This is a genomic window from Sphingobium sp. FW305-3-2-15-F-TSA7, from assembly GCF_058787155.1.
The window spans coordinates 74,517-89,245 of record NZ_JBYSZM010000001.1; the positions used below are offsets into that span (position 1 = coordinate 74,517).

The 14,729-nt window shown below is 64.4% G+C and carries 19 protein-coding genes and 1 pseudogene; 11 read left to right on the top strand and 9 right to left on the bottom strand.

The genetic code is table 11. The features are described 5' to 3' along the window. Positions 1–23 precede the first annotated feature (23 nt). From AC3WN8_RS00335 to AC3WN8_RS00355, 5 genes are all read left to right on the top strand, one after another. A complete protein-coding gene (locus tag AC3WN8_RS00335; RefSeq protein ID WP_492667367.1) occupies positions 24–452 on the top strand; it encodes a protein tyrosine phosphatase family protein in 429 nt (142 codons plus the stop codon). Further along, positions 449–844 (top strand): hypothetical protein, encoded by a 396-nt coding sequence (locus tag AC3WN8_RS00340; RefSeq protein ID WP_492667368.1) that lies wholly within the window; start codon positions 449–451, stop codon positions 842–844. Before AC3WN8_RS00335 ends, AC3WN8_RS00340 begins: the two co-directional genes overlap by 4 nt. Beyond that, complete coding sequence (locus AC3WN8_RS00345) at positions 837–1,745, top strand: sterol desaturase family protein (protein ID WP_492667369.1); 909 nt, start codon at positions 837–839, stop codon at positions 1,743–1,745. Before AC3WN8_RS00340 ends, AC3WN8_RS00345 begins: the two co-directional genes overlap by 8 nt. Further along, a complete protein-coding gene (locus AC3WN8_RS00350; protein ID WP_492667370.1) occupies positions 1,738–2,031 on the top strand; it encodes a barstar family protein in 294 nt (97 codons plus the stop codon). Before AC3WN8_RS00345 ends, AC3WN8_RS00350 begins: the two co-directional genes overlap by 8 nt. A 76-nt stretch (positions 2,032–2,107) precedes the next feature. Continuing rightward, entirely contained in the window at positions 2,108–3,694 is a 1,587-nt protein-coding gene (locus AC3WN8_RS00355; RefSeq protein ID WP_492667371.1) for a GMC family oxidoreductase, read from the top strand. Positions 3,695–3,938: 244 nt separating this feature from the next. Here the strand turns inward: AC3WN8_RS00355 and AC3WN8_RS00360 are convergent, their stop codons facing one another. The 6 genes from AC3WN8_RS00360 to AC3WN8_RS00385 form a co-directional block, all read right to left on the bottom strand. Beyond that, positions 3,939–5,426, bottom strand: coding sequence for an ammonium transporter (locus AC3WN8_RS00360; protein ID WP_492667372.1), 1,488 nt, complete (start codon positions 5,424–5,426; stop codon positions 3,939–3,941). 16 nt (positions 5,427–5,442) lie between these two features. Beyond that, on the bottom strand, positions 5,443–5,781 hold the full coding sequence (locus AC3WN8_RS00365; RefSeq protein ID WP_492667373.1) for a P-II family nitrogen regulator: 339 nt from the start codon (positions 5,779–5,781) through the stop codon (positions 5,443–5,445). Between the two features lie 156 nt (positions 5,782–5,937). After that, positions 5,938–6,138, bottom strand: coding sequence for a putative signal transducing protein (locus tag AC3WN8_RS00370; protein WP_492667374.1), 201 nt, complete (start codon positions 6,136–6,138; stop codon positions 5,938–5,940). Positions 6,139–6,208: 70 nt separating this feature from the next. Then, positions 6,209–6,751: a DUF924 family protein gene (locus AC3WN8_RS00375; protein ID WP_492667375.1), complete on the bottom strand. Its 543-nt coding sequence runs from the start codon at positions 6,749–6,751 to the stop codon at positions 6,209–6,211. Beyond that, positions 6,748–8,172, bottom strand: coding sequence for a metalloprotease TldD (tldD, locus tag AC3WN8_RS00380; protein WP_492667376.1), 1,425 nt, complete (start codon positions 8,170–8,172; stop codon positions 6,748–6,750). Before tldD ends, AC3WN8_RS00375 begins: the two co-directional genes overlap by 4 nt. A 40-nt stretch (positions 8,173–8,212) precedes the next feature. Beyond that, complete coding sequence (locus AC3WN8_RS00385; RefSeq protein ID WP_492667377.1) at positions 8,213–8,428, bottom strand: zinc-finger domain-containing protein; 216 nt, start codon at positions 8,426–8,428, stop codon at positions 8,213–8,215. 218 nt (positions 8,429–8,646) lie between these two features. Between AC3WN8_RS00385 and AC3WN8_RS00390 the strand changes: the two genes are divergently transcribed. The 3 genes from AC3WN8_RS00390 to nadB are packed head-to-tail and all read left to right on the top strand — an operon-like array spanning position 8,647 to position 11,608. Beyond that, positions 8,647–9,570, top strand: a complete 924-nt coding sequence (locus AC3WN8_RS00390) for an ABC transporter ATP-binding protein (RefSeq protein WP_492667378.1) — start codon at positions 8,647–8,649, stop codon at positions 9,568–9,570. A gap of 42 nt (positions 9,571–9,612) precedes the next feature. Then, positions 9,613–10,017 carry an endonuclease domain-containing protein gene (locus tag AC3WN8_RS00395; RefSeq protein ID WP_492667379.1) on the top strand — a complete coding sequence of 135 codons (405 nt, stop codon included), beginning with the start codon at positions 9,613–9,615 and terminating at the stop codon, positions 10,015–10,017. 1 nt (position 10,018) lies between these two features. Further along, positions 10,019–11,608 (top strand): L-aspartate oxidase, encoded by a 1,590-nt coding sequence (gene nadB, locus AC3WN8_RS00400; protein WP_492667380.1) that lies wholly within the window; start codon positions 10,019–10,021, stop codon positions 11,606–11,608. A gap of 146 nt (positions 11,609–11,754) precedes the next feature. On the opposite strand, the gene AC3WN8_RS00405 is transcribed toward nadB, so the two are convergent. From AC3WN8_RS00405 to AC3WN8_RS00415, 3 genes are all read right to left on the bottom strand, one after another. Next, positions 11,755–12,081 (bottom strand): type II toxin-antitoxin system RelE/ParE family toxin, encoded by a 327-nt coding sequence (locus AC3WN8_RS00405; protein WP_492667381.1) that lies wholly within the window; start codon positions 12,079–12,081, stop codon positions 11,755–11,757. Beyond that, a complete protein-coding gene (locus tag AC3WN8_RS00410) occupies positions 12,078–12,317 on the bottom strand; it encodes a ribbon-helix-helix domain-containing protein (protein WP_492667382.1) in 240 nt (79 codons plus the stop codon). The genes AC3WN8_RS00405 and AC3WN8_RS00410 overlap by 4 nt, the downstream gene beginning before the upstream one ends. Positions 12,318–12,395: 78 nt before the next feature. Continuing rightward, a complete protein-coding gene (locus AC3WN8_RS00415) occupies positions 12,396–13,364 on the bottom strand; it encodes an acyl-CoA desaturase (protein WP_492667383.1) in 969 nt (322 codons plus the stop codon). Positions 13,365–13,447: 83 nt separating this feature from the next. Here AC3WN8_RS00415 and AC3WN8_RS00420 point away from each other — a divergent pair, with 83 nt between their 5' ends. The 3 genes and pseudogenes from AC3WN8_RS00420 to AC3WN8_RS00430 all read left to right on the top strand — a co-directional run bounded on the left by AC3WN8_RS00420 (position 13,448) and on the right by AC3WN8_RS00430 (position 14,723). Next, a complete protein-coding gene (locus AC3WN8_RS00420) occupies positions 13,448–13,774 on the top strand; it encodes a metalloregulator ArsR/SmtB family transcription factor (protein ID WP_492667384.1) in 327 nt (108 codons plus the stop codon). Positions 13,775–13,889: 115 nt separating this feature from the next. Beyond that, positions 13,890–14,604: pseudogene (gene ccmC, locus AC3WN8_RS00425) on the top strand (heme ABC transporter permease CcmC). Beyond that, the gene (locus tag AC3WN8_RS00430) at positions 14,601–14,723 is read left to right on the top strand and encodes a hypothetical protein (protein ID WP_492667385.1); all 123 of its coding nucleotides are present in this window, start codon (positions 14,601–14,603) and stop codon (positions 14,721–14,723) included. The pseudogene ccmC and the gene AC3WN8_RS00430 overlap by 4 nt, the downstream one beginning before the upstream one ends. The last annotated feature ends 6 nt before the right edge of the window (positions 14,724–14,729 follow it).

The following is a 14,729-nucleotide window of genomic DNA, read 5'->3' on the forward strand; positions in this document are numbered from 1 at the left end:
GTCCAATCGTGGTGGAGTATATGATGTTCCGAAGGCTCGATGACACGATCGCCGTGTCGCCCCAGATCACCCCGGACCAGGTGGCCGCCGCCGCCGCGCAGGGCGTGACGATGATCATCAACAACCGCCCCGAGGGTGAGGAAGAGGGGCAGCCGACCGGCGACGAGATCGAGGCTGCGGCGAAGGCCGCGGGCCTTGCCTATCGCGCGATTCCCGTCACGCATGCAGGCTTCTCGGCCAATCAGCTCGACGAGATGAATGCCGCGCTCGACGCGGCGGGCGGACCGGTGCTGGCCTATTGCCGGTCGGGCACGCGTTCGACCTATCTCTGGGCGCTGGCCTCGGCACAGCGTGGCGGTTCGCCCGATACGCTTTCCGAAACGGCGGCCGGCGCAGGCTATGACCTAGGATCGATCCGCCCGATGCTGGACGCGCTCTCGGCACGCGCATGAACTGGCTGCTGCTCGGCGGGTCCTTTGTCGGGGTGCTTGCCCTGGGGCTTGCCGCGCACCTGCTCGGGCTTGGCGCGGACGTCCGTATCGCCGACGCGGAGCATGCGTGCATCCTGGCGGACGAAGCGCATTGCGGATTCGATCCAGTCGATGTGGTGGTGGATCGTGCCGGCCATGCCGCATTGCTCAAGGATGCCGATGGACGGCACATGCTGATCCGTGCGCATGGCAATCATTTTGCGTCGCGCCTGATCGAGCCGCCGTTTTTCGGCCGGCTCGATCGCCGGACGCTGACCATCGAGACGTCGGACCGGATGTTCGGGCGGGTGACGCTCGACCTGGGCGATCAGGCCGCGCGCTGGGCCAGCGGGCTGAGGGGCGCGCATGCCTGAGCTGCCCGATCCCGTCAATTTCGCGATTCCCGGCTTTGTCGCGCTGGTGCTCGTCGAAATGATTGCCGCGCGCGCCCGCGACAGGACGCGCTACAATGTACGCGACACGCTGACCTCGCTGGGATTGGGGCTGGGCAGCACGATCGCGGGCATAATGTGCGCCGGGGCGGTAGGGGCGCTGGCGATCTGGTTCTGGAACCATCGATTGCTCGATATCGGTTTTGCCTGGTGGGCGTGGCCGCTCTGCTTCCTGCTCGACGACCTCGCTTATTATGCGTTCCATCGCAGCGCGCATCGCGTGCGCTGGTTCTGGGCGAGCCATGTCATCCACCATAGCAGCCAGCATTATAATCTCTCGACCGCGCTCCGGCAGACCTGGACCGGCTTTCTGAGCCTGTCCTTCGTCTTCCGCCTGCCCCTGTTCCTGATCGGCTTTCCGCCCGCGATGGTGTTCTTCTGCGCTGGGCTCAACCTGATCTATCAGTTCTGGATCCACACCGAGATGGTGGGGCGGATGCCGCGCTGGTTCGAAGCGGTGATGAACACGCCTTCGCACCACCGCGTCCACCATGCGACCAATCCGCGCTATCTCGATCGCAACTATGCCGGCGTCTTCATCATCTGGGACCGGATGTGCGGCACCTATACGCCCGAACTCGACGAGGAGCGTCCGCGCTATGGCATCGTGAAGCAGCTCGGCAGCTTCAACCTGCTCTGGGCAGCGTTCCATGAATGGATCGGCATCGCCAGGGATGTGTGGCGGGCGCCGGGCCTTCGGAACAAGATCGGCTATATCGTCGCGCCGCCGGGCTGGAGCCATGACGGATCGCGCGACTCGAGCGAGACGATCCGTGCGCGCTGGCAGGCACGACAGGATGCGGCGGTGCCCGATCATGGCTGAGGCGATCAAGCTCGATGCGCGAGGCTGGACCGATGTGGAATCCTTCTACGACGCATTCCTGGCCGCGGTCGACGCGCCCTCCTGGCACGGCCATTCGATCGATGCGTTGTCGGATTCGCTGATCGGCGGCGGAATCAACGGCGTCGAGCCGCCCTTCGCGGTCGAGATATTGTGCCCGGCTCGTCCGGCGCCCGAACTGACGGCTCTGTTCGACGCGCTCGTCGGGATCGTCGACGACGCGCGCGCGCTCAACCGGCCGATCGACCTGCGCTTCGTCCACATCTGATCGCGCTTGCCGACGCCTCAAATGACGTTAACGTAAACGCGAGATCGCCTGAGGGCGGCCGGGCAGGAGCGGGTGGATGGACGAGGTCGACATCGTCGTGATCGGCGGCGGATCGGGCGGCGCCGCGGTGGCGGGGCGGCTCGCGGCGGACAAAAGGTTGCGCGTTGCGCTGATCGAAGCGGGCGGCGCCAATACCGACTGGCGCATCCGGGCCCCGGGCATGATGCCCTTCATTCCCGATGCGTCGAACTGGCGGTTCGAGACAGTGCCGCAGCCGGGCCTGAACGGGCGGCGCGGCTATCAGCCGCGCGGGCGCGGGCTGGGCGGATCGAGCGCGATCAATGCGATGCTCTATATCCGGGGCAGTGCCTGGGATTACGACAATTGGGCGGCCATGGGGTGCCTGGGCTGGTCCTATGCCGATGTGCTGCCGGTCTTTCGGCGCGCGGAGGATAATGAGCGCGGCGAGGATCGTTTCCACGGCACCGGCGGGCCGCTGGCCGTGTCCGACCAGCGCAGCGCCAATCCCGGCAGCCTGGCGTTCGTCGATGCGGCGGCATCGCTGCAATTGCCGCGCAATCCCGATTTCAACGGTGCGCAGCTCGACGGCGTCGGCCTCTATCAGGTGACGCAGAAGGGCGGCGAGCGCTGGAGCGCCGCACGCGCCTATATCGAGCCGCGCCGCGACCGCATCGACATCCGCACCGGCGCGCTGGTCGAACGTATCCTGTTCGAGGATGGCCGCGCCATCGGCGTCCAGTTCGTCCAGGGCGGTACCCGGTGCACCATTCGTGCGCGCGGAGCGGTCGTCGTCGCGGGCGGCGCGTTCGGATCGCCGCAGACACTGATGCTCTCGGGCATCGGCCCGGCTGCACATCTGCGCGACCATGGCATCGCGGTGGAGCGCGATCGCCCGGCGGTCGGTGGCGCATTGCAGGATCATGTCGACTATGTCGCGGGCTACGAGACCGACGGGGCGCCCTTTATCGGCCAGACGCTGCGCGGCACGATCAGCACATTGGGCGCGATGGTCCAGTGGTTCCGCTCACGCAGCGGCCCCTTCACCACGCCCTATGCCGAAACCGGCGGTTTCGCGCGGACGCGGCCGGACCTGCCGGCGCCCGACGTCCAGTTCCATTTCGTGCCTGCCTTGCTCGAGGATCACGGGCGAACCAAGGTGAAGGCGCACGGCTTTTCCTGCCATGTCTGTGTCCTGCGGCCGCATAGTCGCGGGACGGTCCGTCTCGCCTCGTCCGATGCGGCGGCCGCGCCGCTGATCGATCCGGCTTTCCTCTCCGACAGCCGCGACGTCGACACGCTGCTGGCCGGCGTGAAGCTGATGCGCCGCATCCTCGAGGCGCCGCCGCTCTCCGATTATGGCGGGCGCGACCGGCATATGGCGGGCATCGACGACGATGCGGCGATGATCGAGATCATCCGCAGCCGCGCCGACACCGTCTATCATCCGGTCGGCACGTGCCGGATGGGCGCCGATCCGGACTCGGTGGTCGATCCGCAACTCAGGGTGCGCGGGGTCGACGGGCTCTACGTGGCCGACGCCTCGATCATGCCGGCGCTCGTATCGGGCAACACCAATGCGCCGACGATCATGATCGGCGAGCGCTGCGCCGGTTTCGTGAGGGCCGATCTCGCGCAACTCTAAGCCCCTCCCTTTCAAGGGAGGGTTTGGGGTGGGTGCGAGAGACATATGTCTCGAGCGGCGATGCCGATCGCAAGCTTGATGTTCGAAAAGGCGGTCAGGAGACCCCGGCGTTCTTCGGGGTTATGCCATCGCGCCTTTGACGCGCCGGCATAAAAAAGGGCCGGCATGTTGCCACGCCGACCCAGTCTGTTCGCAGGAGGAACCCCGTGGGGGGGGGGGCTTCTTCGGCCGCCCTCCGATCGTGTCAGTAATTGTAGGCGCGCTCACCATGCTCGGCGAGGTCGAGCCCTTCCTGCTCGACCTCGGCGCTCGGGCGGAGCCCGATCGTCTTGTCGAGGACGAAGAACAGCAGGGCAGACACGCCGCCCGACCAGACGAGGGTCAGCGCCACCGCCTTGATCTGCGTGAAGACCTGCGCACCCATGTCATAGGCGCCGGGTATGGCGGGCGTGACGGTATAGTCGAACCAGCCCTGGCCGCCGAGCGACGGCGCGGCGACGATGCCGGTGCCGATCGCGCCGACGATGCCGCCGATGCAGTGGACGCCGAACACGTCGAGCGAGTCGTCATAGCCCAGCTTGTTCTTCACCGTGGTCACGAAGAAGAAGCAGACGATCGACGCGGCGAAGCCCAGCAGGATCGAGGTCATCGGTGCGGCGAAACCCGCAGCCGGGGTGATCGCGACGAGGCCGGCGACGGCGCCCGTGGCCGCACCGAGCAGCGAAGGCTTCTTATGGACGATCTGCTCGATCACGGCCCAGGCCACTGCCGCCGCGGCGGTCGCGACATAGGTGTTGATGAAGGCGACCGTGGTCACGCCGTTGGACTCGAGGTTGGAACCGGCGTTGAAACCGAACCAGCCCACCCACAGCAGGGATGCGCCGATCATGGTCATGGTCAGCGAGTGCGGAGCCATGGGCTCCTTCTTGAAGCCGATCCGCTTGCCGATGACGAGGCAGCCGGCAAGGCCCGCAATGCCCGCATTGATGTGGACGACGGTGCCGCCGGCGAAATCCAGCGCGCCCCAGCCATAGAGCAGGCCGAAGTCGCCCGGCTGCTTCGGCAGGAAGTCCGGGCCAGCCCAGTACCAGACCATGTGCGCCATCGGGAAATAGACGATGGTCAGCCACAGCACGACGAAGATGATCAGCGGCGTGAACTTCACCCGTTCCGCGAACGCGCCGACGATCAGCGCCGGCGTGATGCAGGCAAAGGTCATCTGGAACACGATATAGGCATATTCCGGGATATAGACGCCGTTGGAGAAGGTCGCCGCCAGGGTCGACGCATCGACGCCCTGCAGGAACATCTTGGACAGGCCGCCGATGAACGGCGCGGTCGCGCCGCTGCCCGCGGTGAAGGCGAGGCTGTAGCCGTAGGTGACCCAGATCAGGCTGGCGACCGAGACGATCATCAGCACCTGCATCAGCACGGAAAGCATGTTCTTGGTGCGGACGAGGCCGCCATAGAACAGCGCGAGGCCCGGAACCGACATCATCAGCACGAGCGCCGACGAGATCAGCATCCAGGTGGTGTCGCCCTTGTTGACCATCTCGGCGGTCGGCGTGAAGGCCGCCGCCGCGGCAGGCGCCGCTTCGGTCACCGCGGCCACGGCGGTGTTGGCGGCGTCCGCGACATTGGCGGCGGCGACATTGGCCCAGGCGGGCATTGCGGCGAACAGCGAAGCGCCGACCGCCCCCGCACCCGCCGCGATTTTCTTGGAAATCGTCATGGTTCCCCCTTTCTCGTTAGAGCGCGGTTTCGTCGGTCTCGCCGGTGCGGATGCGCACGGCCTGACCGATATCCAGCACGAAGATCTTGCCGTCGCCGATCGCGCCGGTGTTCGCCGACGCCTGGATCGCCTCGACGACGCGATCCGCGAGCGCGGTGGTGCAGGCGACCTCGATCTTGATCTTGGGGACCATGTTCGTGCTGTATTCGGCACCACGGTAGATTTCGGTCTGGCCCTTTTGCCGCCCGAAGCCCTTGACCTCCGTAACCGTCATTCCGGCGACTCCAAGCTCGGAAAGGGCTTCGCGCACCTCATCGAGCTTGAAGGGTTTGATGATAGCTATGACGAGTTTCATTCGGCCCCCTTTCCGCTTTTTGTCCGGAACGGATGTCAGCAAGGGGTGTGCCAGATTCGAAAATGGCACGATTCAGGCCGTATGCGCACGATCCGCTACGGCCATGGACGGCCCGAGATGCTAATTATTGTGCAGGTGCGAAGTGATGCCCGTTTTTTAGGCAGGTTCGATCAGGGGCCGGGCGCGATCGGCATCGTCGGCGTGAACCATCAGGCGAACCGGCGTCATGAAACCGAAACCCAGCCCGGCCATGCCGCCATCGAAAAGCACGGCGTCGATCCCTTCGGCGGCAAGCGCGATCCGCGCGACATCGGCGGCGATGCGATCGGGATATTCGGCGATCGAAACCAGCGTCATTCCGGAAGGCGCCGGCGGCCAAGGGGCGGGGGGCGTCTCGCCGCGATCTCGGAATCGGCCATGGCCGACCCTACCAGTCGGCGCCCTGCTGTGCAGCCTCTTCCTCGCCGGCACGCATTGCGCGGCCCAGCACGGCATTGCGATGCGGAAAACGGCCGAATTTCGCGACGATATCGTGATGCTTATGCGCGAAATCGAGCGAGTTCGGGATGCCGAGCGCGGTGAACAGCAGCACCGAGCGCTGCTGGTCGTCGAGATCCTCGCTGTGCATGAACGGCATATAGAGGAACGAGCGTTCGTCCTGGCTCAGCGCATCGTCCAGCCCGGCATCGACCGCAGCTTTGGCGATCGCGATGGCGAGCGGGTCGGTGGAGAAGGCGTCTGCGCTGCCCCGGAACAGGTTGCGCGGGAACTGGTCGAACAGGATCACGCCCGCCAGGGCCTCGCGCGCGGAGCCGAGGAAACTTTCGGGCGGGTGTGACCGCCAGTCGCTCCAGAGATCGAGGAACCGCGCACGGATCGTCTCGTCGGTCTCGTCCGAGCGCTTCCACCAGCGATCGGGGCCGAGTTCGTCGAACCAGTAATGCAGGATATCGTCGGTCCCGGTGCTCACGCGGCGGTTCCGCCGACGGTGAGTCCCTCGATCAGCAGGGTCGGCTGGCCGACGCCGGCGGGAACCGATTGGCCGGCCTTGCCGCACATGCCGACGCCTTCGTCGAGCGCGAAGTCGTTGCCGATGCCGAGCACCTTGGTCAGTACGGTGGGGCCGTCGCCGATCAGGGTCGCGCCCTTGATCGGTGCGCCGAGTTTGCCGTCCTCGACGCGATAGGCCTCGGTGCAGGAAAAGACGAACTTGCCCGAGACGATATCGACCTGTCCGCCGCCGAAGCTTTTGGCGAAAATGCCCGATTTCATCCGCGACAGCAGTTCCGCCGGATCGTCCTTGCCGCCCTTCATGAAGGTATTGGTCATGCGCGGCATCGGTGCGTGCGCATAGGATTGCCGACGGCCATTGCCGGTTGGCGCGACGCCCATCAGCCGGGCATTGAGCCGATCGTGGATATAGCCTTTGAGGATGCCGTCCTCGATCAGCACATTCTCCTGCGTCGGTGTGCCTTCGTCATCGATCGACAGCGAACCGCGGCGCTCGCCGATCGAGCCGTCGTCGATCACCGTCACACCCGGCGCACCGACGCGTTCGCCGATCCGCCCGGAAAAGGCGCTGGTGCCCTTGCGGTTGAAATCGCCTTCGAGCCCATGGCCGATCGCTTCGTGGAGCAGCACGCCGGGCCAGCCGGGGCCGAGCAGAACCTGCATCTCGCCCGCCGGCGCCGGCACGGAGTCGAGATTGACCAGCGCCTGTTTGAGCGCTTCGTCGATCGCGCGATCGATCAGTGCGGGATCGAGCAGCCGATCGTAGAGATAGCGGCCGCCAACGCCGAAGCTGCCGGTTTCGCGGCGGCCGTTCAATTCCGCGACGATGCTGACGTTCAGTCGCACCAGCGGCCGGACGTCCATCGCGGTGAAGCCGTCGGGGCGGACGATATCGACCACCGACCAGGAACCCGAAAGCGACACCGAAACCTGGGCGACGCGCGGATCGCGCGCGCGGGCCATCGCGTCGACCGATTCGCACAGGGCGACCTTGTCGGCGAACGACACCAGGCCCAGCGGATTGTCGGATGTATAGAGATGGCGATTGTTGCCGCGCGGGGGTGGGGCGGGTGCGCCCTTTGCCGGATCGAGCAATGTCATCGTCTCGGCCGCGCGCCGGATCGCCGCTTCGCTCAACTCATTGGCATGGGCGAACGCAGTGGTCTCACCGCTGACGCCGCGCAGGCCGAAGCCCGATTCGGTCGAATAATCGGCGGTCTTCAAACGCCCGTCATCGAAGCCGAAGGCTTCGGTCGCGCTATATTGCAGGAAGAGCTCGCCATCGTCGCAACGCGACAATGCGTCGGCCGTCAGGCGCTTGGCCGAATCGGGATCGAGCCCGTCGGGCCGGTAGAGATAGGAGCGAGGATCGATGGTCATGCCACCGATATAGGCATGTCCCGGGCGCAGTCGAGATGTATCAGGCCGCCTGGGACGCCTCTTCGCCGTCCTTGTCGGCCGGACCGCCGATAAGCACGAAACGCCGGTCGCAATAGCCGCACTCGACGAAACCGGTCTCGTCGATCTCCAGCCAGACGCGCGGATGGCCGAGCGCGGCGCCGCCGGGGATGTCACTGGCGCCGTCACAGGCGACGCGGCTGGTCTTCACGCGGAGGGTTTCGGGTGCGGAGCTCATGCATGCGCGCTTAGCAAGGCGCGCGCGGGCTTGCCAGTCCGATTTGGTATTAGAAGAGTGCCGGGGCGCCGACGAGCGCGAGGAGCATCGCCGATCGCAACGCCAGACCGGCCAGGTCCTCGATCCAATGGGGCTTCCGCATCGTCATGGGCGCATCATCGCGTATGCGGGTTAAGGAAGGCTTGCGTGCCGCGCTGCTTGGCGTATGCGCATGACGCATGGTTCAGGCAGCGATCGAGATCGAAGGGCTGGAAAAAGTCTATGCGGGCGGCAAGCGCGCGCTGGACGGGGTCAGCTTCGACGTACCGCGTGGGCAGATCTTCGGTCTGCTCGGTCCCAATGGCGCGGGCAAGTCCACGCTGATCAACATCCTGGCAGGTCTGGTCAACAAGACCGCCGGGCGTGCCTCGATCTGGGGGTTCGACATCGACCGGAATCCGCGCAACGCGAAATTCTCGATCGGCATCGTCAACCAGGAGATATTGTTCGATCCCTTCTTCACGCCGCGCGAGGCGCTGGAGATCCAGGCCGGGCTCTATGGCGTGCCCAAGGCCGAGCGGCGGACGATGGAATTGCTGCGCGCCGTCCGCCTGGACGACAAGGCGGAAGCCTATGCGCGCACGCTTTCGGGCGGCATGAAGCGCCGGCTGATGGTGGCCAAGGCGCTGGTCCACGCCCCGCCCGTGCTGGTGCTCGACGAACCGACCGCCGGCGTCGATATCGAGCTGCGCCAGCAGCTCTGGGCCTATGTCCGCGAATTGAATGCTCAGGGCGTGACGGTGGTGCTGACCACCCACTATCTCGAAGAAGCCGAGGAGCTTTGCGACCGGATCGCGATCATCAACCATGGCCGGCTGATCGCCAACGAACCGACGCGGACTTTGGTCGGCATGGCGCAGGAGAAGCTGGTCGAGGTGACTGTCGACCGCGATATCATGGCGGCGCCGGACAATGCCTGTTTCCAGAAGATCGAGCTGAAGGGCGAACGCGTGCTCGCGATCACCTACAGCAAGGACAAGGTGAATGCGGGCGAAGTGCTCGCGGCGGTGCAGAAGGACGGATACGGCATCATCGACGTGGTGACGCGCGAGGCGGACCTCGAAGATGTGTTTCTGAACCTCACGCGGGCAAGCAATGCATAGATAAGCCCCTCCCCTTCAGGGGAGGGGTTGGGGTGGGGCACGATGCCGAGATTGAACCCGAAGCTTGCGGAATATGCGCGAAGAATGCGGCGCGAACCAACGGAGTTCGAGAAGCGCCTGTGGCGTCACTTGTCCAACTCTCAACTTGGCGGCTGGAAGTTTCGGCGGCAGACCCTGCTCGGTGGCCGCATCGTTGATTTCTTTTGCCCGGCTATTGGTTTGGCGATCGAGGTTGATGGCGATACGCACAATCGAGAACGAGATTTGGAGAAGGATCTGGCAGTCGAGCCGTACGGATTATGCGTCCTGCGTTTCACCAATGCCGATGTCTTGAACAATATGGAGGGTGTTCTGGAAGCCATTTTGTCGAAAGCGCAGACCTTGCCACCGCGCACTTCATGGCGACTGCCCCCCCCCAACCCCTACCCTGAAGGGGAGGGGCTTTAAGATGCATAATTACGACGTTCTCGTGATCGGTTCGGGCGCCGCGGGGCTGACCGCGGCGCTTAACCTGGCGCAGCGCTTCAAGGTCGCGGTGATCGCCAAGGGCGCATTGTCCGACGGATCGACCGCCTGGGCACAGGGCGGCATCGCCGCGGTGCTCGAACCCGGCGATACGTTCGAAAGCCATATCGAGGACACGATGGTCGCGGGGGCGGGGCTCAACAACCGCGCCACCGTCGAATTCGTCGTCGAGAATGCGCCGGCCGCGATCGAGCGGCTGGCGGCGATCGGCGTGCCCTTCAACACCGAGGCGGGCGCGCTCCATCTGACGCGCGAGGGCGGGCACAGCCATCGCCGCATCGTCCATGTCGACGACGCCACCGGCCTGGCGGTGCAGCAGGCGCTTGAAAAGGCGGCCGAGGCCAATCCCAACATCACGCTCATTCCCGACATGGCGGCGATCGACCTTGTCACCGGACGGCATGGCGAGCGCTATTCGGGCGACGGCCATGTCTGGGGGCTCTACGCGGTCAACCGGCGGACCGGCCATGTCGAGTTGTTCACCGCGCGCGCGACCGTTCTGGCGAGCGGCGGGGCGGGGCGGACCTATCTTTATTCCACCGCCCCGCGCGGCGCGACCGGCGACGGCATCGCGATGGCGTGGCGCGCGGGCTGCCGCATCTCCAACATGGAATTCATGCAGTTCCACCCGACCTGCCTTTACAATCTGGAGGTCAAGAATTTCCTGATCACCGAGGCGGTGCGTGGCGAGGGCGGCGTGCTCAAGCTGCCGCCTGGCGTGCAGGGCGGCGGCGAACGCTTCATGCCGCGCTTCGACCCGCGCGAGGAACTGGCGCCGCGCGACGTGGTCGCCCGCGCGATCGATCATGAGATCAAGCGGCTCGGCCTCGACTATGTCCATCTCGACATCAGCCACAAGCCGGCGGAGTTCGTGAAGGGGCATTTCCCCAATATCTACAGCCGGCTGCTCGAATTGGGCATCGACATCACCCGTGATCCGATTCCCGTCGTGCCCGCGCAGCATTACACCTGTGGCGGCGTGATGATCGATCTCGACGGGCGTACTGATCTGCCGGGGCTCTACGCGGCGGGCGAAGTGACGCAATCGGGCCTGCATGGCGCCAATCGCCTTGCTTCCAATTCGCTGCTCGAATGCTTCGTCTTCGGTGAAGCCGCTGCGCGGCACATCGCCGAGCATTGGGACGAGTTTCCGGCACCGCCGCCGATCCGGCCCTGGGACGAAAGCCGCGTCACCGATTCGGACGAGGAAGTGATCGTCCAGCACAATTGGCGCGAGATCCGCCGCTTCATGTGGGATTATGTCGGCATCGTCCGCACCACCAAGCGCCTTGAGCGCGCCGCGCACCGCGTCGCGCTGTTGCGCAAGGAGGTCGAGGATTATTACGGCCATTTCCGCGTCACGCCCGACCTGATCGAGCTGCGCAATCTGGTCGAGGTCGCCGACCTCATCGTCCGCTCGGCACTCCATCGCAAGGAGAGCCGGGGGCTGCACTATACGACCGACTATCCGGAGATGCTGCCCGTTGCGGTCGACACCATCCTGGCGCCCTGATCGATGGGCGCGGGGATCACATCGCGCAGATCGTGCCGTGTCTCTTAGAGCAAGCTGCGCGAAATGTGAATCGCGCAGCTTGCTCTAGCTATTGGTGATCGCATCGTTGTTGCGGAAAACCGGTTCCCACTTTTCCGCACGATGCTCTAGCGTTCAGGGCTGCCCATCCACGCTGGAATATCCCGCTGAGCGTGGAGGACGCGCCATATGTCGATATGATCGTCTCGTTCGAGATAGAAAATCAGATATGGAAATCGCGCGATTTTGCGGCTGCGCAGTCCCGGCAGTTCCAATTCATGGGCGTATCTCGGCGAGCCGGTGGCAGGTCGCGATGATATTGCGCGATAGGTCGTCTCAAGCGCATCGATGAAGCGGAGCGCGACATCGGCTCCGGCTTCCTCCGCATAATAATCTACGGCTTCATCGACGTCACGACGCGCCGCAGCGCGAGGGACGACGGGTTTTGCGCTCACTTGCCGGCAACACCCTGCACACGATCACGCAAGCCATCGAAATATGCGCCGTCAACGGGCTCGGTCGGCGCGGACGCCGCCCCGTCGAGCATTAACTGGCGCAGCACCTGACGATCCTGATCCTTTCGGATCAGCTCGCGGACATATTCGCTGCTCGTGCCAAATCCACGCCCGGAGACCTGTTGATCGACGAACGATTTGAGCGTTTCAGGCAGTGAGATATTCATCGTGCTCATGCCGTTCCAGATAGCGATTTTGGCAAAAATTGGCAAGCTTCGACACCATCGACATGGAGAAGTTCGAGGGAAGGCGGCTCAAAGGGCCATCGGCATTTCTCCATCTCGCGAGTGGGAAGCTTTAGCGGTTCTCTGATCGACGGGCACGGGGATCAGTGCCGCGCGCGGCGGCAGTGTCTCGGGTGTACGAACGTTCCAGGCAAGGCCGGCGCGTTCGAGCAATTGGATGAAGACGAAACCCCAGTCGCTCTGGCCGCGATAAAGGCCGATCTGGGCGGAACCGGGAAAGGCATGGTGGTTGTTGTGCCAGGCCTCTCCCATCGTCGGGATGGCGGCCCAGGGAACGTCGTGCGCCTGTACGCCGGCGCCGTCGACGAGCCAGCTTTGCGGGCCGCGGCGATGTGCGAGATGGCCGATGAACCAATGGCCGGTGACCGAGGCGCTGACCCGTGCGCAGACGCCCCAGATCACCCAACCCCAGCCACCGATCAGGAAAAGCAGTGCAGCGATCGGAATCTGCTGCGCCATCCAGCTGCGTTCCAGAAACCGATAAAAGGGGTCGCGCCCGATCCGCCCGAGATCGAAGGCGGGTGGTCTGTCGAGCACCAGCCGGCAATGGATCTGCCACCAGGCATCGACGATCATCGGACGGCGATGTGCGAGATAGTCATGGCAGTCGGATTGGCGTTGTGCCCAATCGCGCAGATCGTGCGTGCGGATCATCCAAAATGGTCCGCTCATCCCGACTGTCGTTCCGAACCAGACCAAGGTTCGTTCGAGCCATAGGGGTGTGCGGAAGCTGCCATGGATCAGCAGGCGGTGGAAACCGACGCTATGGCCGAGCAGCAGCCCGGCGCCGGTGGTGCCCAGAAATATGGTGAACGCGCCCCAGCTGAACAGCAATGGCCCCGCTGCCAGCGTGAGCGCGAGCATTATGCCGTTCCACAGCGAATGCACCGGATCCCATCGCACCATGCCTGCGACCGGGCTGCAGCCCGGCGTCTCGACCAGGGAATGCACCGCATAGGGGTCTTCGGACTCGCTCATGATAAGCTCCTAGGTATTTAATTTATTTCTTAAATGATAAGATGCTTGTCAAGTAGTTAGCTTACTCCTTAAATAACGGCTGTATGCAACGCGTCTTCGAAGCCCTCGCCTCCGCGCCTCGCCGGAAGATTCTCGCCTATCTGGCGCATGCTGAGCTCAATGCCGGAGAGATCGCGGCACGCTTCGAGATATCCAAGCCGGCGGTGTCGCAGCATCTCTCCATCCTCGAAAATGCCGGATTGATCGCAAGCGAGAAGCGCGGCCAATATGTCTATTACCGGCTCGTACCGGAAAGCCTCGCCAACACGCTCAACGGCTATGTCCAGGAAGTCTGTCCGGTTTCGCGCCCGCTCAAGGCGGAGAGCGCGGCGATCGCCAGCCGCAAGGCGACCGACGGTAAGACCGACTAGATCACGGAAGGCCAGTGCGCGCTGTGCTCTTGCCTCATCATGTGTCTCGCTTCACAGGATTTCATCGGCGCCGGTCATTGGATGGCGCGTGATCTCTTGGGGGGGGCGAACGTCGATGCACGGTTATGCCAATCCGCGCCGCTTTCTGGCGATTGCGAAATCCCTGACCGCATGGCTGACCTGGGGTGGCCTGATCATCTCCTTGGCGGGCATGCTGGGTGGTCTCTTCTACTCGCCGCGCGATTATCTTCAGGGTGAAAGCGTGCGCATCCTCTACGTCCATGTGCCGGCCGCATGGCTCGGCATGGGCGGTTGGGCCGGGCTGGCGATCGCCAGCCTGGTGCAGCTTGTCTGGCGGCCCCCTGTCGGGCATAGCGGCGCGTGCGATTGCCGTGCCCGGTGCGTTGTTCACCGCGATCTGCATTGCGGCGGGTTCGGTGTGGGGGCGTCCCACCTGGGGAACCTATTGGCAATGGGACGGGCGGATGACCTCGATGCTCGTCCTGTTGTTTCTCTATTTCGGCTATATCGCATTGGCCAATGCAAGCGCGGAGCGCGGCAATGTCAGCCGGGTGGCGGCGATTTTCGGTCTGGTGGGGATCATCAACGTGCCGATCATCAATCGATCGGTGGTCTGGTGGAATTCGCTCCATCAGGGGCCGAGCATCACCATGAAGGGATCGAGCATCGACAGTTCGATGTTGTGGCCGCTCGGATTGACGACTATCGGCTTCGGTTTGGTGTTCGGCGCGATCGTGATGATGCTGATGCGCGCGATGCTGGCACGCATCCAGACCGAGGCGCGCCTGAAACGGATGGCTTCGCAATGAACCACTGGCCCTTCATCATTGCTGCTTATGGCATCGAGGTCTTGGGCATTGGCGGCGTCATGCTGTGGGCATTCATGTCGATGCGGCGCGCGGAAAACGACCGGCAGGATCTTCGATAGGGGCCG